Origin of the sequence: Promicromonospora sp. NPDC057138 (assembly GCF_042670845.1) — a bacterium.
Taxonomy (GTDB): Bacteria; Actinomycetota; Actinomycetes; order Actinomycetales; family Cellulomonadaceae; genus Promicromonospora.
Map to the genome: position 1 here is coordinate 1 of NZ_JBHUUX010000078.1, position 24396 is coordinate 24396.

23 protein-coding genes are annotated in these 24396 nt (G+C 73.0%); 11 read left to right on the plus strand and 12 right to left on the minus strand.

The annotated features are described in order from the left end of the window. Positions 1–200: 200 nt before the first annotated feature. From ACFT2C_RS25845 to ACFT2C_RS25865, 5 genes are read right to left on the minus strand one after another with little or no spacing between them, the layout of a single operon-like run. Positions 201–1106, minus strand: coding sequence for an ROK family protein (locus tag ACFT2C_RS25845; RefSeq protein ID WP_377209961.1), 906 nt, complete (start codon positions 1104–1106; stop codon positions 201–203). Next, entirely contained in the window at positions 1103–2977 is a 1875-nt protein-coding gene (locus tag ACFT2C_RS25850; RefSeq protein WP_377209962.1) for a dipeptide ABC transporter ATP-binding protein, read from the minus strand. The genes ACFT2C_RS25845 and ACFT2C_RS25850 overlap by 4 nt, the downstream gene beginning before the upstream one ends. Further along, the gene (locus tag ACFT2C_RS25855; protein ID WP_377209963.1) at positions 2974–3810 is read right to left on the minus strand and encodes an ABC transporter permease; all 837 of its coding nucleotides are present in this window, start codon (positions 3808–3810) and stop codon (positions 2974–2976) included. Before ACFT2C_RS25855 ends, ACFT2C_RS25850 begins: the two co-directional genes overlap by 4 nt. After that, on the minus strand, positions 3807–4841 hold the full coding sequence (locus ACFT2C_RS25860) for an ABC transporter permease (protein ID WP_377209964.1): 1035 nt from the start codon (positions 4839–4841) through the stop codon (positions 3807–3809). Before ACFT2C_RS25860 ends, ACFT2C_RS25855 begins: the two co-directional genes overlap by 4 nt. Position 4842: 1 nt before the next feature. Beyond that, positions 4843–6651 carry a peptide ABC transporter substrate-binding protein gene (locus ACFT2C_RS25865; RefSeq protein ID WP_377209965.1) on the minus strand — a complete coding sequence of 603 codons (1809 nt, stop codon included), beginning with the start codon at positions 6649–6651 and terminating at the stop codon, positions 4843–4845. A gap of 309 nt (positions 6652–6960) precedes the next feature. Here ACFT2C_RS25865 and ACFT2C_RS25870 point away from each other — a divergent pair, with 309 nt between their 5' ends. Both ACFT2C_RS25870 and ACFT2C_RS25875 read left to right on the plus strand, forming a co-directional pair. After that, on the plus strand, positions 6961–8205 hold the full coding sequence (locus ACFT2C_RS25870) for an ROK family protein (protein WP_377209966.1): 1245 nt from the start codon (positions 6961–6963) through the stop codon (positions 8203–8205). A 74-nt stretch (positions 8206–8279) separates the two neighbouring features. After that, the gene (locus tag ACFT2C_RS25875) at positions 8280–9851 is read left to right on the plus strand and encodes a M81 family metallopeptidase (RefSeq protein WP_377209967.1); all 1572 of its coding nucleotides are present in this window, start codon (positions 8280–8282) and stop codon (positions 9849–9851) included. A 76-nt stretch (positions 9852–9927) separates the two neighbouring features. Here the strand turns inward: ACFT2C_RS25875 and ACFT2C_RS25880 are convergent, their stop codons facing one another. Both ACFT2C_RS25880 and ddaH read right to left on the minus strand, forming a co-directional pair. After that, positions 9928–10956, minus strand: coding sequence for an ornithine cyclodeaminase (locus tag ACFT2C_RS25880; protein WP_377209968.1), 1029 nt, complete (start codon positions 10954–10956; stop codon positions 9928–9930). After that, positions 10953–11936, minus strand: a complete 984-nt coding sequence (gene ddaH, locus ACFT2C_RS25885) for a dimethylargininase (RefSeq protein WP_377209969.1) — start codon at positions 11934–11936, stop codon at positions 10953–10955. The genes ACFT2C_RS25880 and ddaH overlap by 4 nt, the downstream gene beginning before the upstream one ends. 102 nt (positions 11937–12038) lie before the next feature. Here ddaH and ACFT2C_RS25890 point away from each other — a divergent pair, with 102 nt between their 5' ends. The 3 genes from ACFT2C_RS25890 (at position 12039) to ACFT2C_RS25900 (ending at position 14518) form a co-directional block, all read left to right on the plus strand. Then, positions 12039–12476, plus strand: coding sequence for an Lrp/AsnC family transcriptional regulator (locus ACFT2C_RS25890; RefSeq protein WP_377209970.1), 438 nt, complete (start codon positions 12039–12041; stop codon positions 12474–12476). Between the two features lie 100 nt (positions 12477–12576). Next, positions 12577–13218 (plus strand): DedA family protein, encoded by a 642-nt coding sequence (locus tag ACFT2C_RS25895; protein WP_377209971.1) that lies wholly within the window; start codon positions 12577–12579, stop codon positions 13216–13218. 85 nt (positions 13219–13303) lie between these two features. Then, positions 13304–14518, plus strand: a complete 1215-nt coding sequence (locus tag ACFT2C_RS25900; RefSeq protein WP_377209972.1) for an MFS transporter — start codon at positions 13304–13306, stop codon at positions 14516–14518. Here ACFT2C_RS25900 and ACFT2C_RS25905 read toward each other — a convergent pair. Beyond that, positions 14417–15280 (minus strand): helix-turn-helix domain-containing protein, encoded by an 864-nt coding sequence (locus tag ACFT2C_RS25905; RefSeq protein ID WP_377209973.1) that lies wholly within the window; start codon positions 15278–15280, stop codon positions 14417–14419. The genes ACFT2C_RS25900 and ACFT2C_RS25905 overlap by 102 nt on opposite strands. A gap of 154 nt (positions 15281–15434) precedes the next feature. Here ACFT2C_RS25905 and ACFT2C_RS25910 point away from each other — a divergent pair, with 154 nt between their 5' ends. After that, the gene (locus ACFT2C_RS25910) at positions 15435–15821 is read left to right on the plus strand and encodes a DUF1304 domain-containing protein (RefSeq protein WP_377209974.1); all 387 of its coding nucleotides are present in this window, start codon (positions 15435–15437) and stop codon (positions 15819–15821) included. A 14-nt stretch (positions 15822–15835) separates the two neighbouring features. Here ACFT2C_RS25910 and ACFT2C_RS25915 read toward each other — a convergent pair whose 3' ends face one another. Next, positions 15836–16687, minus strand: coding sequence for a helix-turn-helix transcriptional regulator (locus tag ACFT2C_RS25915; protein WP_377209975.1), 852 nt, complete (start codon positions 16685–16687; stop codon positions 15836–15838). Positions 16688–16774: 87 nt separating this feature from the next. Between ACFT2C_RS25915 and ACFT2C_RS25920 the strand changes: the two genes are divergently transcribed. The 4 genes from ACFT2C_RS25920 to ACFT2C_RS25935 all read left to right on the plus strand — a co-directional run bounded on the left by ACFT2C_RS25920 (position 16775) and on the right by ACFT2C_RS25935 (position 21167). Beyond that, a complete protein-coding gene (locus ACFT2C_RS25920; protein ID WP_377209976.1) occupies positions 16775–17575 on the plus strand; it encodes an SDR family NAD(P)-dependent oxidoreductase in 801 nt (266 codons plus the stop codon). Positions 17576–17851: 276 nt separating this feature from the next. Further along, a complete protein-coding gene (locus tag ACFT2C_RS25925) occupies positions 17852–18328 on the plus strand; it encodes a hypothetical protein (RefSeq protein WP_377209977.1) in 477 nt (158 codons plus the stop codon). A gap of 179 nt (positions 18329–18507) precedes the next feature. After that, positions 18508–20574, plus strand: coding sequence for an ice-binding family protein (locus ACFT2C_RS25930; RefSeq protein WP_377209978.1), 2067 nt, complete (start codon positions 18508–18510; stop codon positions 20572–20574). Then, entirely contained in the window at positions 20571–21167 is a 597-nt protein-coding gene (locus ACFT2C_RS25935) for a hypothetical protein (protein WP_377209979.1), read from the plus strand. The genes ACFT2C_RS25930 and ACFT2C_RS25935 overlap by 4 nt, the downstream gene beginning before the upstream one ends. Positions 21168–21212: 45 nt before the next feature. On the opposite strand, the gene ACFT2C_RS25940 is transcribed toward ACFT2C_RS25935, so the two are convergent. From ACFT2C_RS25940 to ACFT2C_RS25950, 3 genes are all read right to left on the minus strand, one after another. After that, on the minus strand, positions 21213–22193 hold the full coding sequence (locus ACFT2C_RS25940; RefSeq protein ID WP_377209980.1) for a GlxA family transcriptional regulator: 981 nt from the start codon (positions 22191–22193) through the stop codon (positions 21213–21215). After that, positions 22190–22780 carry a cysteine hydrolase family protein gene (locus ACFT2C_RS25945; protein ID WP_377209981.1) on the minus strand — a complete coding sequence of 197 codons (591 nt, stop codon included), beginning with the start codon at positions 22778–22780 and terminating at the stop codon, positions 22190–22192. Before ACFT2C_RS25945 ends, ACFT2C_RS25940 begins: the two co-directional genes overlap by 4 nt. Positions 22781–22946: 166 nt before the next feature. Continuing rightward, the gene (locus tag ACFT2C_RS25950) at positions 22947–23789 is read right to left on the minus strand and encodes an NAD(P)H-binding protein (protein WP_377209982.1); all 843 of its coding nucleotides are present in this window, start codon (positions 23787–23789) and stop codon (positions 22947–22949) included. Positions 23790–23913: 124 nt separating this feature from the next. Here ACFT2C_RS25950 and ACFT2C_RS25955 point away from each other — a divergent pair, with 124 nt between their 5' ends. Next, positions 23914–24315: a winged helix-turn-helix transcriptional regulator gene (locus tag ACFT2C_RS25955; RefSeq protein ID WP_377209983.1), complete on the plus strand. Its 402-nt coding sequence runs from the start codon at positions 23914–23916 to the stop codon at positions 24313–24315. The last annotated feature ends 81 nt before the right edge of the window (positions 24316–24396 follow it).

The window sequence follows — 24396 nt, forward strand, 5'->3', positions numbered from 1 at the left end:
TACCCCCTCTGCGGCCCCCCGCCCGGCGCCCCCCCCCACCCCGCGGGGGGGCCCCGTCCGCGTTCCGCCCGGCCGGGCACAGGTCCGCTTCCATCACACGCTTGGGCTTGCTCCAACGCCCAGAAGCATGCGCAATCGTGTGCTGGGAGCGGACCTTGCCGTGCCGTGGGACGGCAAGAGCTCCCGCACGTCGACGGCAGCTACAGCCGTCGCGCGAGGGCCGCGGCGCCCACGACCGTCGCGTCCCCGCCGAGGACCGCCGGGCGCACCTCGATCACGTGCCCTGACACGGGCGGCTCGTCCCGCAGCCGGGCCAGCAGCGCGGGTTCCAGCAGGTCCCAGGCGCGGGCCAGGCCCCCGCCCACCACCACGTGCCCGACGTCGAGCAGCGCCGCCAGCACGAGGACCGCCGAGCCGACGGCGTGGCCGGCGTCGGCGAGCACCCGGACCGCCACCTCGTCCCCGGCGCGCGCCCGGGACTCGATCTCCGCGGCCGTGACACCCCCGGCGTCCGCCCCACCCAGCTCCGCGTACCGGCGCTCCACCGACCGGCCCGACGCCAGCGTCTCCAGGTGTCCGCGCTGCCCGCACGTGCACCTCGCGTCACCGAACCCGGGCATGTGCCCGATCTCGCCGGCCGCTCCCGCACCGCGGTACAGCGCGCCGTCGAGCCACAGCGCTCCCCCGACGCCGGTGCCGAGCGCAACGCCCGCCGCCGACCCGACCCCGCGGACGGCGCCCCAGGTCGCCTCGCCCACGAGGAACGAGTCGACGTCGTTCGCGACGACGACCGGCAGGCCCGTCCGCGCCCCGAGGCCGGTGCGCACGTCGGTGCCGACCCATCCGGCAAAGGTGTCGCTCGCGGCGAGCACCTCGCCCGTCCCGGGGTCGACGACGCCGGCCGCGCCGACGCCGACAGCAGCCACCCGCACCCCCGCCGCGGCCGTCGCGCGTCGGACCAGCCCGGCGGCGACGTCGAGCATCGCCTGGCCGCCCGACGGCGTCGGCGCGGTCGCCGAGGCGAGCACCTCGCCACCGGACGTGACGACGGCGGCCCGGATCTTGGTGCCGCCGATGTCGACGCCCGCGGTGGGCGCGTCCGTCATCGGGCGGCGCCGGAGCCGGGGACAGGACCAGACACAGAGCCGGCCGCCGGACCAGCCCCAGACTCGGGAACAGCGCCGGACGCAGCACTCGACACGAGCCGGTGCCGGGCCTCGCGCCGCTCACGCTGCGCCGCCGGGTCCGGCGTCGGGACGGACGCCAGCAGCTCCGCCGTGTACAGCTCGCGCGGCGCGCTGAACACCTCGGCCGTCGGTCCGCTCTCGACGAGACGCCCGGCCCGCAGCACGGCCACGCGATCGGTCAGCTCGTGCACGACGCCGAGATCGTGACTGATGAACAGGCAGCCGAACCCCAGCTCGTCGTGCAGGTCGCGCAGCACCTGCAACACCTCGGCCTGCACGGAGACGTCGAGGGCGCTCGTCGGCTCGTCGGCGACCAGCAGACGCGGGCGCAGCGCCAGGGCGCGCGCCAGCCCGATGCGCTGCCGCTGGCCGCCGGAGAACTCGTGCGGGTAGCGGCGCTCCGCGCCGGCGGGCAGGCGCACCGCGTCCAGCAGCTCGCGCACCCGCGCCCGGCGCTCGGCCAGGGACAGCCGCCGCCCGTCGCGGCCGTGGATGGCCAGCGGCTCCGCTATCGACTCGCCCACGAGCTTGCGCGGGTCCAGCGAGGCGCCCGGGTCCTGGAACACGACGCCGACGTCGGCCAGCAGGCGCCGGCGCGCGCGGCCGCGGGACCTGGCCACGGACGTGCCGAGCAGCAGCACCTCGCCCTCGGACGGCGTCAGCAGGCCGAGGCACGCACGCCCCGCCGTCGACTTGCCCGAGCCGGACTCGCCGACCAGGCCCAGCATCTCGCCCGCGCGCAGGGTCAGGTCGAGGCCCTCGACCGCGCGGACGTGCCGGCCCTGCACGCGATAGTCGAGGCTGACGCCCCGCAGATCGAGCACGACCTCCCGGTCGCTGGCCGAGCCGACACCGTTCGTCGAGCCACCACCGCCGGTCGAGCCTGTCGAGACCCTGTCACCGTTCGTCGAACCAGGTCTCGACAAGCTCGACCACCGATGCGAGCTCGCCGGAGGCGCCGCCGGGACGGCGTCGAGCAGCTCACGCGTGTACTCGTGCGCAGGGTCGAGCAGCACCTGCTCCACCAGCCCGTGCTCGACGACCAGGCCGCCGCTCATGACGGCCACCTCGTCGGCGATGTCGGCCACCACGCCCATGTTGTGCGTGACCAGCAGCAACGCCGTGCCCCGCTCCGCGACCAGCTCCCGCAGCAGGTCGAGGATCTCGGCCTGCACGGTGACGTCGAGCGCCGTCGTCGGCTCGTCGGCGACGATCAGCCGCGGCTCGCAGGCCAGCGCGATCGCGATGACTACGCGCTGCCGCTGCCCGCCGGACAGCTCGTGCGGGTACTGCCGCGCGCGCCGCTCCGGCTCGGGGATCCCGACGGACCGGAGCAGCTCCACGGCCCGTTCCCGGGCGGCCGCGGGAGGCACGCGCTCGTGGTTGAGCACGGCCTCGGCGATCTGGTCGCCCAGGGTCATGGTCGGGTTGAGCGCCGTCATCGGCTCCTGGAAGACCATGGACGCCACGCGGCCCCGCAGATCGACGAGCTCGTCCTCGGGTGCGGCGACGACGTCGCGCGGCCCACCGCCGTCGAACAGCTCGACCGAGCCGGTGACGCGCGCCGTCGACGGCAGCAGCCCCAGCACGGAGAGCGACGTGACGCTCTTGCCCGAACCCGACTCGCCCACCAGGGCGACCACCCGGCCGCGCCGCACCTCCAGGTCGATGCCGCGGACGGCGGGCACGTCGCCGGAGCCGGTGGCGAAGGTGACGTTCAGGTCCCGGATGCGCAGGACGACGTCGTCGGACGGCGCCTCCCGGCCAGGCCCGGATGCGGGCGTGCTCATGCCGTCCTCCCCTTCACGTCGACGACGTCCCGCAGCCCGTCACCCACGAAGTTCAGGGCGCACACGACGACGACTATCGCGAGGCCCGGCGGCAGGATGAGCCACCACGCGCCCTGGTAGATGTAGTTGATGCCGTCGTTGAGCATCGCGCCCCAGTCGGTGGTGGGCGGCTGGATGCCCATCCCGAGGAAGCTGATGTAGGCGACGAGCAGGATGGCGTCGGCGACCTGGAAGGTCGCGTTCACCACCACGGTGCCCACGGTGTTCGGGATGACGTGCGACAGGACGGTGCGGCGGTGCGTGGCACCCATCGCGCGGGCGGCCACGACGTAGTCGCGGGTCTTGACCGACAGCGCCTCCGCCCGGATCAGCCGGGCCGGCACGAGCCAGGACACCAGGCCGAGCACGACGATCATCATGCCGACCGTGGGCCGCACGATCGTGGAGAGGACCAGCAGCAGGAAGATCGCCGGGATGGCGATGCCGGCGTCGACCACCCGCATCATGACGGCGTCCACGACGCCGCCCACGTACCCGGCGACCGCGCCCCAGAGGGTGCCGACCACCGTGGCGAGCGCCCCGGCCAGGACCCCGACCAGAAGCGACACCCGGCCGGCGACCATGAGCCGGCCCAGGTTGTCGTAGCCGAGCGCGTCCGTGCCCAGGGGGTGCCCGTCGACGCCGGGCGGCAGGTTGGCGGCGCCGAGGTCGGTCGCCACCTGCTCCGTCGGGTACACGAACGGGCCCAGCACGGCGAACAGGACGAGGATCGCGAGCGCCACCGCGCCCACCACGGCCAGCCGGTTGGTGGCGAACCGCCGCAGCGCGGTCATCTCAAGGCCCCCCGGGTGCGCGGGTCCAGGAGCGCCTGGACGACGTCGGCCAGCAGGGAGCCGACCACGGTGGCCACCGAGATGACGAGCACGCAGCCGAGCAGCACCGGGAAGTCGCTGCTCTGCGCGGCGCTCCAGAACAGCAGGCCCATGCCGGGGTAGTTGAACAGCTGCTCCACGACGAGCGCGCCCCCGAACATGACGGGCAGGTAGTAGCCGAGCATCGCGACGACCGGCGTCAGCGAGTTGCGCAGCACGTGCTTGACGACGACGTCGCGGTAGGCGGTGCCCTTGGCGCGGGCGGTGCGGACGTAGTCCTCGCCGAGGTTGTCCAGGGTCGAGGACCGCATGTAGCGGCTGAACGTCGCGACGATCGGCACGGCGCCCGTGAGCACGGGCAGCACGAGGCCGGCCGGCTGGGACAGCACCTCCAGGATCCCGTTGCCCTGCGGCGCGGCCGCGGGGAACAGCCCGGCGCCCTGGCTGAGCAGGAGGATGAGGAGCATCCCGAGGAAGAACGTGGGGGTCGAGTAGGCGACGATCGCGAGGGTGGAGAGCCAGTAGTCGACGGCCCGGTTGCGGCGTACCGCCTGGTAGACGCCTACCGGCACCGCGATGATCACCGCGACGACGAGCGACAGGCCGGTCAGCAGCAGCGTCTTGGGCAGGCGCAGGCCTATCGCGTCGGCGACGGACTGGTTCAGCAGGTACGACTCCCCGAGGTCCCCGGTCAGGGAGCGCCCGAGGAACGAGAGGTACTGCAGGACGACGGGCTGGTCCAGGCCGTTGGCGGCCTCGAACGCCGCGATCTGCTCGGGCGTGGCCTGCTGGCCGAGGACGCCGCGGGCCGGGCCGCCCGGCAACGCGTGCAGCAGCGCGAACACGATCACGCTGACCACGAGGACCACGGCGAGCGCCTGCAGCACGCGCCGGATCAGGAAGCGGCCGAAGCCGCCGCGCTGCGCCCTGACGGGCACGGGCGCGGCGACCCCGGATCCTGCGGGAGATTGCGCGGGTATGGCTGTCGTCATGTCAGCCGGCCCAGCTCCAGCGCTGCGGGTGGAAGCTGGCGAGCGGGTCCTGCGTGGTGCCCTCCAGCCCGTCCTTGATCACCGAGACCTGGTAGACGGGGTTCGGCAGCCACATGACGGGGAGGTTCTCGGCGCCGTACTTCGAGTACTCCCGCATCACGGACGCGTCGGTGCTCTCGGTGGAGTCGCGCATGAGGGTGTCGAACTCGTCGTCGGAGTACGAGCCGAAGTTCGACGCCGCCTCCGTGCCGAACACCCGCTCGCCGCTCGGGTAGCCGCCGAAGTACCAGCTGCCGGCCGTGCCGAAGTAGGGCAGCTCCCAGTCGCACTCGGGCTGGTCCGCCGTGCAGCGGGGGATGGACGAGAGCACGGTGTTCAGCGGTGCCGTCTCGATGGTGACGGCGACGCCCGCCTGGTCGAAGGTCGACTTGATCTCGGCGAACATGTTGTCGGTCTCGGCCGAGCCGCTCTGCGACAGGATGGTGATCGCGAGCTTCTGGCCCTTCTTGACGTCCTTGCCGCACTCGTCGTCGCCTGTTCCAGGGCTCGTGCACTCCAGGACGCCGTCCGATCCGGCCGTCCAGCCGTGGTCGGCCAGCAGCGCGGCCGCGGCGTCCGGGTCGAACGGGTACGGGTTCTCCTTCTGCTCGTCGGAGAGGAAGTCGCTCTCGGGGTTCTGCGGCACCGGGCCGTAGCCGGGCAGCGCGGCGCCCTTCCAGATGACGTCGGAGATCTGCTCCTGGTCCACGAGCTGCTGCAGTGCCTGGCGCACGTAGAGCTGGCGGAAGACCGGGCCCATCTCGGGGTGGTTGAAGTTGTACGGCATGTACGTGATCGACCAGCCGGCCCACGGCTCGACGGTGTAGTCGAGCTGCTCGTACTGCTCCGGCGCGTCCAGGCCCGTCGTCGGGATGTAGCCGTAGTCGACGGCGCCGGAGCGGACGGCGTTCACCTCGGCGTCCGTGGACGTGTAGGGCAGGAGGTTGACCGTGTCGATCGAGGCGGCGTCGTCGCCGTCGTACTTCTCGTTCTTCGTCAGCTCGACCTGGCCGGCGTCGGTGAACCCGGTCAGCGAGTAGGGACCGTTGATGGTCTGCCACAGCGGGTTGGACGCGTAGGTGGACAGGTCCTCGCTCTGCGTGACGAGGTAGTCGAAGATCGCCTTCGCGCCCTTGTCCGTCTCGGCGAGCGCCGGGTCGGACTCCTCGTCGTCCGCGGTCTTGGCCCAGGCGTGCGCGGGCAGCGGCACGATGAGGGTGAGCTGAGAGGCCTGCAGCCACTCCGGGTTGTAGACCTTGTCGAAGGTGAGCTCGACGGTCTTGTCGTCGGGGGTGGCGACGTCGGTGACGTTGTCGGGCATGCGGCCCTCGGAGTAGCTGGCCCAGATGTCCGTGTTGGCCTTGACGAGGTCGAACCAGAACTTCACGTCGGCGGAGGTGACGGGCTCGCCGTCGCTCCAGGTGCGGTCGTCGAGGGTGATGGTCGCGGTGCGGCCGTCGTCGGAGAACGTGATCTCGTCGGCGAGGTCCGCCGTCGCGACCCGCCCCACCTCGCCCTCGGAGCCGTCGTACGCGACGAGCGGCTCCCAGAGGGTCCGCATGATCGCGGAGTTGTGCGTCGCGAGCTTGCCCGCGATGCCGAGCGGCACGATCCAGTTGGGGGTCGCGTTGGCGGGCAGGGCGTAGTTCACGTCGGTGCGGGCGGCCGCACCGTCCGCACCGGAGGACGTCGAGCATCCGGCGAGGAGGGCGACGGCGGCGGCCGCACCGACGGCCAGCCGCGCGGCCCGTCCGGCATGCGTGGTGCGCATCTGAGGCTCCTTGGGTTGCAGCGCCGTCGATGCATGAGCCTCGGGTTCTGGAGACTTGATTCGGCGGCCGAATAATGCTGAACCGTAGACGCACTAAGTTGCGGGCATCTACGCGGAATCCGTAACAAGGCTGTTAATTCGCCCCCGCAAAAAGGCGGTGCGGCCCGGACCTGCCGTGCCCGTGGTGCAGACTCGTGCCAGGAGTTGGTCCAGGTGTGGCCAAAGTCCGGGACCCAGTGCCGACCCGGCTCTGGGTCGAAGTGCCGGACCGGTTCCCGAGGAGTTCCCGAAGAGAGAGGGAGGATGCCCGTGGCGCAGTTCGCGCGTCCCCGCGTCGCCGCCCCGCGGCTCGAGCGGGAGATTCTCGTGCTCGTGTCGAGCGGACGCGCCCGGTCCCGCAAGGAGATCGCCGAGTCGCTCGGCATCGCGCCGTCCACCGTGTCGCAGCGGGTGCAGGCGATGCTCGCGTCCGGCGCCCTGGAGGAGACGGGCGAGGGCGCGTCCAGCGGCGGACGCCGCCCCCGGGCCCTGCGCGTGCCGGGCAGCACGGGCTACCTCGGCGTCGTCGACGTCGGCGGCACGCACGCCCGGCTCGGGATCCTGCGGCACGGCGGCGAGCTCGCGACGACGACGGAGGTCGCGCTCGCGATCGCCGACGGCCCGGAACCGGTGCTGACGCAGGTCACGGCCGCGCTGCGGGAGCTGGCGGGCACGCTCGGCCCTGAGGCGGAGGTGGCCGGGGAGGGTGGCTCCGCCGCCGGCGGTTCGGGGAAGGGCGGCTCCGGGAAGAGCCGGGCCGACGGCGGCCGCCTCCTCGGCGTCGGCATCTCCCTGCCCGGCCCGGTCGACGTCGCCCGCCGCGCCCTCGACTCGCCGTCGCGCATGCCGGGCTGGTCGGGGTTCGACGTCGGCTCCTGGCTGGAGGATGCCCTGGGCGTCCCCGCCGTGGTCGAGAACGACGCGAACGCGATGGCCGTCGGCGAGCACTTCGGGCACCCCCGCCGCACCCGGCACTCGGTATCGGTCAAGGCGGGCAGCGCGATCGGCGCCGGGATCCTGGTCGACGACCGGCTGCACCGCGGCTCGGGCGGCGCGGCGGGCGACATCACGCACACACGGATCGCCGCCGCCGGCGACACCCCCTGCTCGTGCGGGAACCGCGGCTGCCTGGAGACCGTCGCCTCGGGCGCGGCCCTGGTGCGGCTCCTCCGCGAGCAGGGGTACGACGTCGCCGCGACCGCCGACGTCCTCGCCCTCGTTCGCGACGCCGAACCGGTGGCGACCACCCTGACCCGCACCGCCGGGCGGCACCTCGGCGAAGTGCTGTGCGCGGTGGTCAACTTCTTCAACCCCGGCGCCGTCTACCTGGGCGGCGCGCTGTCCACGCTCGAGCCGTTCGTCTCGGCGATCCGCAGCCAGATCTACGAGGGCGCCCACCCGCTCATGACGCGCGACCTGGTGATCGCGCCGTCCGCCCTGGGCGCCGACGCGAACCTCGTGGGCGTGGGCCGCCTCCTGGAGGACGCGCTCGTCCCGCACGCCCTGGCCGGCTGACGGCGTCGGCCCGCCTCGCTCCCGTCCCAAGCCCGCTCCGCCTTGTCCCCGCCCGCCCCCTCGGAAGGACCACGATGACGACCACCCGCCCGCGGGTAGCGATCGCCGGCATGTCGATCGAGTCCAGCACGTTCTCGCCGCACCGCTCCGGGTGGGAGGCGTTCACGCTGCGCCGCGGCGGCGAGCTGGTGGCGCACTACCCGTTCCTCGCCGACGGCGCCCCGCTGCGCGACGCCGCGGACTGGGGCGGCGTCCTGCACGCGCGGTCCCTGCCCGGCGGCGCCGTGCCCGCCGACGTCTACGAGGCGGTCCGCGACGAGATCGTCACGACCCTGCGCGCCCAGCAGGCCGAGCACGGCCCGTACGACGGCCTGCTGCTGGACATCCACGGCGCGATGACCGTCGTCGGCCGGGACGACGCCGAGGCCGACCTCGCGGCGGCCGTGCGCGCCGCCGTCGGGCCGGGGACGCTGATCAGCACCACGATGGACCTGCACGGCAACGTGCCGCGCGAGCTGGCCGAGGCCAGCGACCTGATCACGTGCTATCGGATGGCCCCGCACGAGGACGCCTGGGAGACGCGGGAGCGCGCGGCGTCGAACCTGCTCTCGCGCCTGCGGTCCGGCGGCGCGCCGAAGAAGGCGTGGCTGCAGGTCCCCGTGCTGCTCCCGGGCGAGAAGACCAGCACGCGGCTGGAGCCCGCGGCGTCGATCTACGCGGACGTCGCCCGCGTGGCCGAGCTGCCCGGCGTGCTCGACGCCGCGCTCTGGGTCGGGTACGCGTGGGCCGACGAGCCGAGCTGCCGGGCCGCCGTCGTCGTCACGGGTGACGACGAGGAGGTGATCGTGCGGGAGGCCGAGCGGCTGGGCCGGCGGTACTGGGACGCGCGCGACGACTTCGCTTTCGTCGCGCCCGCCGCGCCGTACGAGGAGTGCCTGGCGGCCGCCCTCGCGAGCCCCGCCCGGCCGTACTTCCTGTCCGACTCGGGCGACAACCCGACGGCGGGCGGCGCGGGCGACGTCACCTGGACGCTTGCGCGGCTGCTGGCCGAGCCGGCCTTCTCCGGCACGTCCGCGGACGTCACCCTTCCCGACGGTGGCACGCGGGCCGATGCCGGGCCACCGGCAGGCGGCGGAACTTCGGCGAACGGCGGCCTTACCGCGATCTACGCCTCCCTGCCCGACGCCGCAGCCGCGAGCGAGGTCGCGAAGGCCTGGGCCGAGCACGGTGCGGACGCCGAGGTCGACGTCGAGGCCGGCGCCCGAGTCGACGACGGCCCGCACGGACCGGTCCGGCTGCGTGGCGTGGTGGAGCACGTGAGCGAGGGCGACCCGGACGCCGGGATCGTCGCCGTGATCCGCGTGGGCGGGCTGCGCGTGATCCTGACGGAACGGCGCAAGCCGTACCACCTGGAGCGCGACTTCACGTCGATCGGCCTGGACCCGCGCAGCACGGACGTCGTGGTCGTCAAGATCGGCTACCTAGAACCTGACCTGTACGACATGGCGGCGGACTGGATGCTCATGCTCACCCCGGGCGGCGTCGACCAGGACCTGCTCCGCCTGGGCCACCACCGCCTGACCACCCCAACCCACCCCTTCCACACCTTCGCGAGCGAGCCGGACCTCACCCCCACCCTCCTCTAACCCGTTGAGTGCGGGCTATTTGTTGCCTCGGGGGCCCTGAGGCAACAAATAGCCCGCACTCAACGAAGTTCTGGGGTCAGGCCTGCGCTACCAGGGAGAAGAGGTCCTTCGGGTCTTCCGGCTCCGCGATCAGGTCCAGGTGCTGGAGGAGCTCCGGGGCGTTCGCCGTCACGTCGTCCAGGACGAACTTCAGCGCCGTCCAGTCCTCCACGGCGAACCCGACCGAGTCCCACACCACCAGCTCGTCGGCGCTCCGGCGCCCCTGTGCCGCCCCCGTGATGACCTGCCACAGCTCGGTGACCGGGAAGTCGGGCGCCTGGCGCTGGATCTCGCCCTCGATGCGGGTCTGCTCCGGGAGCTCCACGAACACGCTCGCGCGCGCGACGATCGCCGGGTCCAGCTCGGTCTTGCCCGGGCAGTCGCCGCCGATCGCGTTGATGAACACCCCGCCGCGCACGTCGGCGTCCTGCAGCACCGTCGCGTTCTGCTTGTCCGCGGTGCACGTCGTGATGACGTCGGCGCCGCGGACCGCGTCAGCGGCGTCGTCGGCCAGGACGACGTCGAAGCCGAGCGCCTTCGCGTGCAGCGCCAGCTTGTCCATCGCGTCGCGGTCGACGTCGAAGATGCGCAGCGTCTCGATGCCCAGCTCCGCGCGCATGCCGAGCGCCTGGAACTCAGCCTGCGAACCGCAGCCGATCAGGGCCAGGGTCCGGGACTCCGCCGGCGCGAGGTAGCGGGCGGCCAGCGCCGACGTCGCGGCGGTGCGCAGCGCCGTGAGCAGCGTCATCTCGGCGAGGAACGTCGGGTAGCCGTTGCGGACGTCGGCGAGCATCCCGATCGCCGTCACCGTCTGGAACCCGAGCGACGGGTTCAGCGGGTGCCCGTTGACCAGCTTGAAGCCGTAGGTCTCCGCGTCCGAGGTCGGCATGAGCTCGATGACGCCCTCGGCGGAGTGCGACGCGATGCGCGGCCGCTTGTCGAGCTCGGGCCAGCGCGCGAAGTCGCGCTCCAGCGCGTCCGTCAGCGCGGCGATGGCGGCCTCGGGGCCGCGGCGGGCGACCCAGCGGGCGGTGGCGGCGACGTCGAGGTACGGGACGGTGGTCATCGCTTGGTCTCCTCGTTGGCAGCAGCAGCGGCGTCCGCAAGAACGGCGCCGGCAAGGACGGTCGTGGCGAGGGCCGTACCGGTCAGCGCCGGGACGGCGGACGGCGCGGCGGTCTCGGGGCGCAGCTCGAGCGTGCAGCACTTGACCGAGCCGCCGCCCTTGAAGATCTCGGACAGGTCGATGCCGACGGGCACGAACCCGCGCTCCTTGAGCGCGTCGGCGTAGTCGCGGGCGCGGTCGCTGAGGAACACGTGCAGCCCGTCGGAGACGACGTTCAGGCCGAGGACGGCGGCGTCGTCGGCGCCGACCAGGATCGCGTCGGGGAACAGCGCGCGCAGGGTCTCCTGCGCGGCCGGGCTGAACGCCTCGGGGTGGTAGGCGACGACGGTCTCGCCGGAGACGGCGCCGTCGTCGAGCACGGAGAGGGCCGTGTCGAGGTGGTAGTAGCGCGGGTCGACGAGCTCCAGCGGGACCAGCTCGATGCCCTGCGCGGCGAGCTCCAGGCGCTCGGCGACCTCGGCGTGGCCGGACGGCGTCGTGCGGAAGCCGGTGCCCGCGAGCAGCACCTTGCCGACGAGCAGCAGGTCGCCCTCGCCCTCCATGGTCTCGACGGCCTCGCCGAGCCGGCGGTAGCCCTCCGCGGCGGGCGTGCCGAACCACCGGTCGTAGGCGGGCCCCTCGGCCGCGCGCTCGGGGAACGTGAACCGGGCCGCGAGCGCCCGCCCGCCGACGACGATCCCGCCGTTGGCCGCGTAGACCATGTCGGGCAGGCCGGGCTCGGGCTCGATGACGTCGACCCGGTGGCCGCGCGCCTCGTAGGCGGCCCGCAGCGCCTCCCACTGGGCGAGGGCCTTGGCGGTGTCGACGGGCGAGGACGGGTCCATCCACGGGTTGATGGCGTAGACGACGTCGAAGTACGTGGGCGGGCACATGAGGTAGTGCCGCGGGATGGCGGTCCGCTGCGCGGTGGTCTGCGTCATGCCGCGAGGCTAAGGGAGCGCCGATTCACAACGGGTGCGCATCCGTTGCGCATTGAGGCGCGGATTCTTGCGCAATCGCACGGTCTGTTGAACGATTCGTTCATGGATGCCGTGAACCGGGCGATCGTCTCAGAGCTGCTGCGCGACGGGCGCGCCACCTACCAGGAGGTCGGCAGCGCCGTCGGCCTCTCGGCCCCCGCCGTGAAGCGCCGGGTGGACCTCATGCTGGCCCGCGGGGAGATCGCCGGGTTCACCGTGCGCGTGGACCCGCAGGCCATGGGCTGGATCCTCGAGGGGTACGTCGAGATCTTCTGCTCGGGCATCGTCTCGCCGAAGGTGCTCGAGCGCGACTTCGCGCCGATCCCCGAGGTGGTCCGGGTCTCTACGGTGACCGGCGACGCCGACGCGATAGTCCACGTGATGGCCACGAGCATGGAGGAGATCGAGCGCACCGTGGAGCGCATCCGGACGGTCACCCACGTGGTCAAGACGCGGACGGCGCTGGTCATGTCCCGGGTCGTCGACCGGCCGGGGGCGTGACCGGGAGGGCGGGCGGACGAGGCAGGTCGGACGGGGCGGGCCCCGCAGCAATTAGGCTGTCCTAACCAGCATGTTCCGCGAGGACCGGAGGACGCCCACGATGATCCGAACCACGGTGTCCGACGACGTCTCCGGCTGGCTGGACGTACTGGGACCCCTGGCGTTCTACCTCGTGGTCTGGGGCCTCGTGTTCGTCGGGACGGCGTTCTTCGTCGGCGTCTTCATCCCGTTCCTCACCGGGGACGGCCTGCTGTTCGGCGCGGGCATCGTGGCCGGGAGCACCGATCGCATAGACATCTGGGTGCTCGCGATCGGCGTCGGCGTCGCCGCCGTGGCGGGCGACCAGGTCGCGTTCCTGCTGGGCCGCAAGTACGGGCGGCCGTACCTGAGCTCCCGCAAGGGCCGCTGGGTACAGGCGACGGTGGTGCGCACGGAGAAGTTCTACGAGCTGTTCGGCTGGTGGTCGGTGGTGATCGGGCGCTACATGCCGTGGGCGCGCGTGTTCGTGCCGGTGATCGCCGGCATCGCGGGGATGCCCTACCTGCGGTTCCTCACGGCGAACATCTTCGGGGCGGTGACCTGGGGCATGCTCATCACGGTGCTCGGGTACTTCGCGGCGTCGGACCCGTCGGTGCGCCCCATCGCGTACATCGTGGCGGCCGTGGTGATAGCGGCGTCGATCGTGGCGGGCAGCCGCGCCTACCGCCAGGACCGCGCGTCCCGCGCCCCCACGGACGCGTAGCCGTTCTCGCGCGTCGTGGCCGACCGGTCAACAGCTCGCGTCGGCGGATCAAGTGGGGCTCTGCGTGGGCGCGCAGGGTGGGGACATGCCAACCCAGAGCACCACTTCGGCCGGCGTGCCCATGCAGCCCTCTGTGCCGGAGAGCCCCTCCGGCGCACTACCCAGCGCCTCGCCCCGCACCACCTGGTCGCCTGTCGTCGCGCTCGCCTCCGGGATCGCGATCCTGGTCGCGAGCGAGTTCCTGCCCGCGAGCGTCCTGCCGGGCCTCGCGGCCGACATCGGCGTGAGCGAGGGCACGGCCGGCCTGGCCGTGGCCGCGACGGCGATCGCCGGGGCCTTCACGGCGCCGAGCATCGCGGTGCTGCTCCCCCGGACCGACCGCCGCACGGTGATGCTCGGCCTGCTCGCCGCCGCCACGCTGTCGAACCTCGCGGTCGCCGTCGCGCCCAGCTTCGCCGTGCTGCTGATCGGCCGCCTCCTGCTCGGCATCGCGATCGCCGGGTACTGGTCGTTCGCGTTCGGCGTCGGCACCCACGCCGTCCCCGGCAAGGACCGCCTCGTCTCGTCGGCGATCTCGTTCGGGGTCAGCATCGCCACGGTCCTCGGCGTCCCGGTCGGATCGGTCGTGGGCGACGCCGTCGGCTGGCGGGCAGCGTTCGGGGGCGCCGCGGTCCTCTGCGCGATCAGCGCGGTCGCCCTCGCCGTGGCCCTCCCCTCCGTCCCGGCCCACCCGACTGCGGGCCTGCGGATGCTGCGCGAGGCCCTGCGCAGCACGCGGCTGATGGCCGGCATCGGGTGCGTGGTGCTGGTCGCCTTCGGCAACTTCGCCGCCTACCCGTACATCCGCCTCGCGATCGACCGCATCGACCCCGGCGCCACCACCTGGATGCTGCTGGCGTGGGGCGTCGGCGCCGTCACGGGCACGATCGTGGCCGGGATGCTCGCGCGCTGGCTGCGTCCGCTGGCCGCGGCCGCGCCAATTGCGCTCGGCATCTCCCTGGTGCTCACGGCGAACGCCTCGTCCGTGCCGGTGCTGACCGTCGCGGTGGTCCTGTGGGGCTTCGCGTTCAACATGATCCCCGTCGTCGTCCAGCTCTGGGGCGCGCGGGTCGAGCCCACCCGGACCGAGTCGGCGATGTCGCTCAGCGTCACGGCCTTCCAGGTGGCGATCACCGTGGGCGCCGCGCTGGGCGGCGCGCTACTGGACGGGTACGGCGTCCGGCCGCTGCTGCTGGTCGGCGCGGGAGCGGCGGTGGCGGCGGGGCTCGGCTGGGCGTTCCTGCGGATACCCCGCGACTGACGCCCTGGAGGCGGGCGCGGTACGCCACGCGAGCGGCGAGAGGCCGTGGTCCGCGGCGAACGCCCGGCTGAACGCGGCGACCGACCCGTACCCCACCTCGAACGCCACATGCGTGACCGCCAGGCACTGCTTGGTGAGCAGGGTGCGGGCCCGGTTCATGCGCACCTCCCGCAGCATCCGCATGGGGCTGTGCCCGGTCGCGCGGCGGAACCGCTCGGTCAGCGCCGAGCGCGACAGGTGCACCAGGCCGGCCATGCGGTCGAGCGTCCACGGCTCGCCCGGCTCGGCCGCGAGGGCGGCCACCACCTCGGCGACCTGGGCGTCGCCGGCCGGGCCGCGCCCGTCGTCGGCCCGGCCGCCGTCCTCGGCGGGGTGCCAGATCGACAGGATCGCCGTCCCGAGGAGGCTCGCGTAGGCGGCCGCGAACAGGTCGACCTTGCACTCCACCGAGAGGGGGCAGGTCGTCACGAGAGCGACGATGCCGCGGTGCTCCTCGCCGAACCCGCGCTGGACCAGCGGGCTCGGCAGCGGCATGGACGGGACGGCTTGGCGCAGGTCCCCGTGCACGACGTCGGTCTCGACGTCGGCCGTGAGCCGGTGCGCCGTCCGGGCGTCGAGGAGCACCGCGTCGCCGGGCAGGATCGTCCGGCGGTCGCCCGCCGTCTCCAGGGTCACCGCGCCGGACAGGACCAGGACCCAGAGAGCGCCGGGCCGAACCAGGCTCGCATCAGCGGACAGCTGCTCGCGCCGCAGCGCCGTCATCTCCCATTCCATACGAACCGGAGCCACGAAGGCGCGCTGCGTATTCCCGGCGGGCCCCTCCGATCGGGGCGAACCGGCCGGCGGCCGGGCGCGCTGAGGCGCCCCTCCCCCTGACATACTGCCGATCACACGCCCGCCTCCAGAAGGAACCATCGTGCTGATCGCCGGACTCGTACTCGCGGGCATCGCCGCCCTGATCCACGTCTATATCTTCTATCTGGAGTCCTTCGCCTGGACGGACCGGAAGACGCTCGCGACGTTCGGCATGACGGCGCAGGAGGCCGAGGCGATGCGGCCCATGGCCCTGAACCAGGGCTTCTACAACCTCTTCCTCGCGATCGTGACGGCGGTGGGCATCGTCCTGGCCGCAGCCGGGTCGACGGCGGTGGGCGCGGCGCTCGTGTTCGCCGGCGCGGGCTCCATGGCCGCGGCTGCGCTGGTCCTGGTCGTCTCGGACCCGTCGAAGCGCGGCGCGGCCCTCAAGCAGGGCCTCGTCCCGCTCCTGGGCGTCATAGCGCTGGCCATCGGCCTGGCGGTCTGATCCGCTGGCTTGGTTCAGGTGGGGACGTCCATGCGCTGGGTCCCGATGACCGACAGCAGCCGCAGCGCCTCGTCGGACGGCGATCCCGGGTCGGGCGTGTAGACCACCACCTGCTGGTCCTGGTCGGTGAGGTCGAGCGCGTCGCAGTTCACGGTGACCAGTCCGACCACCGGATGCTGGAACGACTTGCGCAGCGTCCGGGTGGTCTGCACGTCGCCCGCCGCCCACAGCTCGGCGAACTCCGGGCTGCCCGCGGCGAGCTCCTCGATCAGCGCGGTCACCCCGGGGTCGCCCGGGTACCGGGCCGCCGTGACGCGCAGCCTGGCGGTGGCGGAGCGGGCGAACTCGTCGGCGTCCGACACCCCGTACAGCCGCTCGCCCGGTGCCTGCGGCCCGAGAAAGGCCCGGCGCGCGAGGTTGCGCTCGCGCGGCGGCAGCGCGGACCAGTCCTCCATGAGCGCCGCCGCGAGGGCGTTCCACGCGATGACCTCCAGGGTCGCGGAGGTCACGAACGCGGCGGCCTGCGGCAGGCGGTCCAGCATGAGCTGGACGCTCGGGCGCACCTCGCGCGGCGGTCCGGGCGGCGGGCCCGGCGGCAGGCCGGCGAGCTGGTGCAGGTAGTTCCGCTCGGCGTCGGACAGGCGCAGCGCCCGGGCGAGACCGCCCACGACCTCGCGCGACGGGCGCGGTCCGCGGGCCTGCTCCAGCCGCGTGTAGTACTCGGTGGAGATGTACGCGAGCTGCGCCACCTCCTCGCGGCGCAGGCCAGGTGTACGACGCCGCTGCCCTGCGGGCAGGCCGACGTCGGCGGGGCTGATCCGCTCGCGCCGGCCGCGCAGGAAGGTCGCGAGCTCGGCTCTGTCCATGCCCCCGAGTATGGGCGGGCGCCCCGACGGTAGCCAGGTACCCGCGATGCCTGGATAGGTCCCCTGGCCCGGCGCAGGCTCGTCGGCATGAGCACATCAACCACCGAAACAGTCCCCACGACGACCGGGGCCGGCCTGCTGGCCGGCAAGGTCGCCTTCATCACCGGTGCCGGCCGCGGCATCGGCGCGGCGTCGGCCCGCCTCTTTGCCCGCGAGGGCGCCACGGTGGTCCTCTCGGCCCGCACGGAGTCGCAGCTCAAGGTCGTGACCGAGGAGGTCAGGGCGGCGGGCGGCACCGCGGACTACGTGGTCGCCGACCTGTCCGACGCCGACAGCGTGCGCGCCGCCGTCGACCGGGTGGTGGAGCTGCACGGCCGCCTGGACGTCGCGTTCAACAACGGCGCAGCGTTCACCCCGCCCCAACCGCTGGACGAGGTGTCCGAGGCCGACTTCGACCGCGTCTACACCGTGAACCTGCGCGGACCGTGGCTGGCCATGGTCGCCGAGATCAACGCCATCCGGGCGACCGCTGGGGCGGGGGCCATCGTCAACAACACCAGCATCGGCAGCCTGCGGGCCAACCCCGTGCTGCCCGCCTACGGCGCGATGAAGCGGGGCGTGAACAGCCTCACCGAGTCGGCCGCCGTGACCTACGGGCCGGAGGGGATCCGGGTCAACGCGGTGTCCCCGGGCGGCACGTACACCGAGATGATCCAGGCCTGGGAGGAGCACAGCCCGGGCCTGATGGAGCAGATGACGCCCCGGATCCCGCTGCGCCGCGGGGCCCAGCCCGAGGAGATCGCCGAGGCCGCGGCCTGGCTCCTGAGCGACCGCGCTTCCTACGTCACGGGCGCGATCCTCCAGGTGGACGGCGGCGCGGGGGCGTAACCGGCGGCGGCGCCGGCCGGATCGGCGGAACGTGTCGGCGAGGCGACCTTTTAGCGCACACCGATCATTTTCGCCATCCGGAATGGGGCGCAATTACTGAAATTCGCCGCCAGGGCCATCGCGTGACATTACCGGCTATTCTGGAGAGCTTTTTCATAGGGGCGGATTTCCTGGTGATACGTTGCACATGGCGGCTCCCGCTCCGGGAGGCGGTCCCTTTGACGATTTCCCATCGAGGCTGCGCGCCATATGCACATCAGCCTGGGGGAGCTCGTCATGGAAACAATCCGTAATCGCGGAAGGAAACGCATCGCCATAATTCTCGCCGCGATACTCACTATTACGGGGGTCGGCGTCGCGTTCGCCTACTGGACCTCCACCGGTACCGGCAGCGGGACGGCGACGACCGGCGAGAGCATCGCGTTCACGATCACGAGCGATACCGCCGTCGGCACGATCGCCCCGGGCAACGCGGGGCAGACCGTCGACTTCACGGTCACCAACCCCGGTGAAGGAACTCAGAACCTGACCGGGGTCACCGTCACGATGGCCACCGCCGACGGAACCCCCTGGGTGCCGGCCGGCAACTGCCTGATCGGCGACTACACGGCTACCGTCACCGACAACCCCAGCGGTGAGATCCTCGCCGGCGGGTCAGTGGACGGGACGGCAACGGTGACGCTGACCAGCACCGCCGCTAACCAGGACGACTGCCAGGGCCAGGACGTACCGCTGCACTTCACCGCTTCCTGATCCGGCGCCCGGGGTTGCCGCCGTGGGCGGCACGCCACCGGGCGCCAAGCGGGCTGTCACCAGCCCGACCGCGGCGACCCCCCTCGCCGCTGCCGTGCACGGCCAACAGAACGCAATCGTCGCTCATGAGCACTCACACCGGACGGTCTCGGGCCCATCGCGGTCGCACCAGCGCCCCCATGTCCGGCGCCGCGGCGGTGCTGACCGTTCTCCTCGCCCTGGCCATGGCCGTCCTCACCGGGACGACGCCCGCTTCGGCCTACTGGAGCGCCTCCGGTTCGGCGTCCGCGACCGCGGCGACCGCCACCCTGCCCGCACCGGTCGACGTGACGGTCCCGGGGACCGCCGGGGTGGACGTCCCGGTCAGCTGGACCCCGGGCGAGGGCCCCGTCCAGCCGGCGGGTTACTACGTCACGCGGCACACGGACGAGTCGACCAACCCGGCGTGCGCGAGCAGCCCTACCTCGTTGCTCGACGGGACCAGCTGCGACGACGCCAACGCCCCCGACGGTGAACACACCTATGTCGTGACCGCCGTCTACGCGTCGTGGACAGCCCCCAGCGCTGCCAGCGCGACGGTCACCGTGACGGCCCCGACCCTGTTGGAAGCGGCGCAGAGCTACTCCGTCCTCGCCGCCACAGCAGTGGTCAACACCGGCACCACGTCGGTCAGCGGCGACCTAGGCGTGAGCCCGGGCAACGCCATCACCGGCATCGACCCGATGGCGGTCGGCGGTGACATCCACGCGGACGACGAGCACGCTGCCGCCGCGCAGGCCGCCCTGGCCGATGCCCACGGGAACCTGGCCGCACGACCGGCGGACGCCGAGCTGGTCGGCGACCTCGGCGGTCGCACCCTGCTACCAGGCGTCTACCACAGCACGGCCGCGATGGCCGTGACCGGAACTCTTGTCCTCGACGCGCAGGGCGACGCCGACGCAGTCTTCGTCCTCCAGTCGTCCGCGGCGTTCAACACCGCCGCGGCCAGCAGGGTCGACCTCATCGACGGTGCGCAGGCATCGAACGTGTTCTGGGTCGTCGCCGGCGCCGCAGGAACCGGGGCGAACTCGTTCCTCTCGGGGACGATCCTCGCCCAGGGCGCCATCACGCTCGGCGCAAGCACCGAGCTGATCGGCCGAGCGCTCTCGCTCGACACGGTGACCATGGCGTCCAGCACCATCCGGTTTACCGGAGCTCTCCCGCCCACGATCGGCATCGACGGCGGGTCCGCGGCCGTCACCAAGGACACCACGCCCACGATCGGCGGCACGAGCAGCGCCGCGCAGTCCAGTGCGGTCACCGTGATCGTCGACGGCCAGAGCCTGGGCACCACCGTGGCCGTGGACGGCACCTGGACGGTTACCGCAGCGGAGCTCTCCGCGGGGCGGTACGAGGTCGTCGCCAGGGTCCGGGACGCCAACGGGGACGGGTCCGCCGCCTCTCAGGGCCTCACGGTCGAGGTGAACCCTCCGGCGATCGACCTCGGAGCCGCCGCCACGTACTCCGTCCTCGCGGCCACCGGCGTCGTCAACACCGGAGCGACGACGATGAGCGGTGACCTCGGCGTCAGCCCCGCGACGTCGGTCACCGGCTTCCCGCCGGGAACCTTCGACGGGGCCCTGCACGCGGGAGATCCCGCGGCAGCGGTCGCACAGGAGGGCCTGCTCGCAGCACTGGACGCGGCATCCTCACGGGCGCCCCACACGGAGATCGCCGGCGACCTGGGCGGGCAGGTCTTCCACGCGGGAGTCCATCACCGGACCGCGGCGCTGGCTCTGACGGGAACCGTCACCCTGGACGGCGAAGGCGACCAGGACGCCGTGTTCGTCTTCCTGACCGATGCTGCCTTCGACACCGCCGCCGGCAGCATCGTCTCGCTCGTCGACGGGGCCCAGCCCGCCAACGTGTTCTGGGTCGCCGACGGCGCGACAGGAACCGGCGCGAACTCGTCGATGTCCGGCGCCCTTCTTTCCCGGGGCGCGATCACCCTCGGCGCCGGAACGACACTGACCGGGCAGGCGCTCTCGCGCGACACCGTCACCATGGCCGGAAGCTCGCTCACCGGCGTCACGCTCGCGCCGATGCCCCGCGAGGAGACGGTCGTGCCGGACGACGCGGACGAGACCGCGCCACCGGTCGAGGAGACGGCGCCGCCGGACGAGCAGAGCGTGCCGGACGAGCAGGACGTGTCCACGCCGGCCCCGACCGGCGACGAGATCAACGACGACGCGACGGTGACGTCATGAACTGCGACCTGCTGCCGCGCACCGGCCCCGACGTCGATCTCGGCCTGATCCTGATCATCGCGATCGCCTGCCTCGTCGCCGGAGCCGTGCTCCTGCTCGCGGCCGCTCGCGGACGGCGCAGGGGCGCGACCGCGGTCGTCGCGGTCCTGCTCATGGGCACCGTCGTGGTGCTCGGCCCGGGATCGGCCGCGACGGCCGCTACGACGGACTGCGACTCCTCCGACAACTCGCTGACCGTGACCCAGACCTCCACGATGGAAGGGCTCGCGCCCGGTGTCGCTCCGGCGCCCATCACCGGGCGCGTCGTGAACAACGGAACCGACAGCGCCTACGTCGCCGCGGTCGCGGTCGAGATCACCCACGTCACCGCCGAGCCCGGTGCACCCGCCGGAGCCTGCAGCGCCGCCGACTACCGCGTCATCGACACCACGATGACCGTCGGCAAGACCCTCGGCCCCGGGGGTTCCGCGCCCTTCGCCGGGGCGTCGATCGGTTTCGCCGACCAGGCCACCGACCAGGCCACCGACCAGGACGCGTGCCAGCGCGCAACGGTCCATCTCCTGTACACCGCCAACCCCGGTGGGTCCGGCTAGTCGCGCCGGTCCTCGCTGGCCGCACGGCGCTCGGGGTGACGACCGCTACCGATCACTCACGGCCGGACTGCGGAGGCGACGCAGCATGCGCGCGTCCTGGAAGCCGACCGCGTGGGCCGCCGACTCGACCGTCGCGCCGTGGCCGATCAGGTGCTCCGCCCGCTCCAGTCGCAGGATCTGCTGGTAGCGCAGGGGCGTCACCCCGGCCGCCCGCGTGAACAGCCTGGTCAGGGTGCGCTCGGCGACGCCGGCATGCGCGGCCAGGTCGGCGAGCGGCAGGGGGCGGGCGAAGTGCGTGTCGATGTGGTTCTGCGCACGATGCACCGTGTCGTCGACGTGCGACCGGTGCCGCAGCATCGCGCTGGCCTGCGGCTCCGTCCCGTTCCGCCGCGCGTACACCACCATCTCCCGGGCCACCCGCGCGGCGAGCGCCGGGCCGTGCCGCATGGCGAGCAGGTGCAGCGAGAGGTCGATGCCGCTGGCGATGCCCGCGGATGTGACCACGCCGCCGTCGGTGGTGAACAGGACGTCGCGCACCACGTGCGCCCGCGGGTGTCGGGCGGCGAGGTCGTCCTGGACGCCGTGGTGGGTGGTGCAGCGCCGGCCGTCCAGCAGCCCGGCCTGGCCGAGGGCGTCCGCCCCGGCGCACACGCTGGCGACGGTGCCGCCCGCAGCGTGATGAGCGGCGAGCCGCTCCCGCAGCTCGTCGCTCAGGCGCGGCCAGGCGGCCGGGTCGTCACCGACGCGCCACCCGGGGACGACGACGAGGTCGTCCGGGGTCAGCGCCGGCCATGCGGTGTCCGCGGCGAGCGGGAGGCCCTGCGCCGAGGCGACCACACCGCCGTCGGCCCCAGGACTGCCGGAGGCCGGCGCATCGGACCCGGGACTGCCGGACGCCGCGGCGCCGGACACGTACCGCAGGTCGTAGCGGTGGCCGAGGTCCCCCGCGGTGAAGAACGCCTGCGCGGGCCCCGCGAGATCGAGCAGGTGGACCCCGGGCAGGAGCACGAAGACGACGGTGGTCACACGGCCGATGCTGCCACGTCGGGCTGGGGTGCCGCGCCGGGCTCGGCGCCGGCCGCCTCCGCCTCGAGCTCCGCGACGGTCGCGATGCGTGCGAAGCGGCCGCGGAGCACGGCCTCGGTGCGCTCCAGGATGTCGGCGGCGCTGAACCGGCCGAGCGGGTCGGTGCTGGTGGCGTCGCTGACGAACGTCACGTCGTAGCCGAGGTCGGAGCCGACCCGCGTGGTGGTCTCGACGCACTGCTCGGCCCGGATGCCGCAGATGCGCAGCTCGCCCACGCCGTGCGCGGTGAGGATCTGCTGGAGGTTGGTCGTGGTGAACGCGTTGTGCGAGGTCTTGCGCAGCACGGGCTCGCCGGGCCGGGGCTCGCTCAGCTCCTCGAACAGTCGGACGTGGCCGGACTCGGGGTCGAACACGTTGCCCGACCCAGGCTCGGTGTGCAGCACCCAGACCACGAGGTCGCCGGCGGCGCGGGCGAGCTCGACGAGCCGGTTGACGGGCTCGGCGACCGTCGGGTTGAGCGTGTCGGCCCACTCCGTGCGGGCACGGAAGGACTCCTGGACATCGATGACGATCAGTGCTCGGTTCATGACCCCAGTCTGGTCGCGCGGGAGTCGGGGCGGGAGGCCGGATCAGGTCCCGGGGCGGACGGATCTGGTCACGCGAGACTCCGCCTCGACTCGTTGGTTGTGGGCGCGATCATTGCGGCTACGCACCCGTCTTAGGCGCAATGATCGCGCCCACAACCAACGACGATCAGGCCTCGAAGGCAGCCACGTTCCGGCGGGCCCAGTCGGCGAACGACCGCGCCGGGCGGCCGAGCACCGCCTCGACGTCCGGGCTGACCACCTGTTCCTCCGGGAGGGGCTCACCCAGGATCGCCAGGGTGCCGTCGACGACGTGCTCGGGGATGTAGGCGAGCATCGCGGCCCGGGCCTCCTCGCGCGTGAGCTCGACGAAGGTCAGGGGGACGCCGAGCGCCTCGGCGAGCGCCCGCGTCCGGTCGCGCGGCGAGACGGCGGCGGGACCGGTGAGCACGTAGGTGCGGCCAACGTGCCCGTCGTCGACCAGGGCGGCCGCCGCGACCTCCGCGATGTCGTGGGGGTCGACGGCGGGCAGCGCGACGTCGCCGAACGGCGCGTGCACGGCGCGCTCGGCGCTGACCGACGGAGCCCAGACGAGCGCGTTGCTGGCGAAGTCCCCGGGCCGCAGCACCGTCCAGTCGAGGCCCGATCCCCGCACGAGCTTCTCGAGCTGGGCGAGGGGCCCGTGCGAGACCGAGCCGGAGCGCGTGGCCGCGCCCAGCGACGAGAGCAGGACGAGGCGCCGCACGCCCGCGTCGGCGGCCGTGCCGATGATCCGCTCGGTGTCCAGATGCTCGCCCGAGCCCGGCACCAGGAGGAACATGGCTTCCGCGCCCTCGACGGCGGCGCGCAGGCTGTCCGGGTCGGCCAGGTCCGCGCGTTCGCCGCGGACCCGGGGGTCGTCGAGCGGGGCGACGCCCGAGCGGGACACGGCGGCGACGTCATGGCCCCGTCGGGCGAGCTCGGCGACCAGAGGTCGGCCGATGTTTCCGGTGGCTCCGGTGACGACGATCATGGGTGCTCCTTGGCTGAGGTGGCGTGACCCCGAACCGGGGCCGGGCGACCTCTGCGGCCGCCGTGCCGCCGACATTACGAGCGTGAGTACAGTAGGTTCCCTCAGGAAAGTATTGGAGCCTGCCATGCCGAATGCGAGGCCGGTCACGAGCACGTGGTCGCCACAGCCCGACGACGACCCGGCCACCGCCTGCCCCATCGCGCCGGTCGTGGACCTCGTCTTCAGCCGGTGGACGACGCCGATCCTGTGGGTGCTGCAGGCGCACGGCACCCAGCGCTTCGTCGAGCTGGAGCGGCGCATCGGCGTGACGCCGAAGGTACTCACCCAGCGCCTGCGCCAGCTCGAACGGGACGGCCTGGTGCAGCGCGGGATCTACGCGGAGGTACCGCCGCGCGTGGAGTACGAGATCACCGAGCTCGGCAGCAGCCTCCAGACGGTGTTCGCCGCCCTGGGCGAGTGGAGCGACGCCCACATGGCCGACGTCGAGGTGGCGCGCGCCGGCTACACGGGCCCCCTCCCCCGTTAGCGCCGCGCGCCCCGCGCCGCGCGCCCGAAACGGGCGGTCGGCAAAAGGTCAGGTCATCGGCAACTCGGGTTACCGATGACC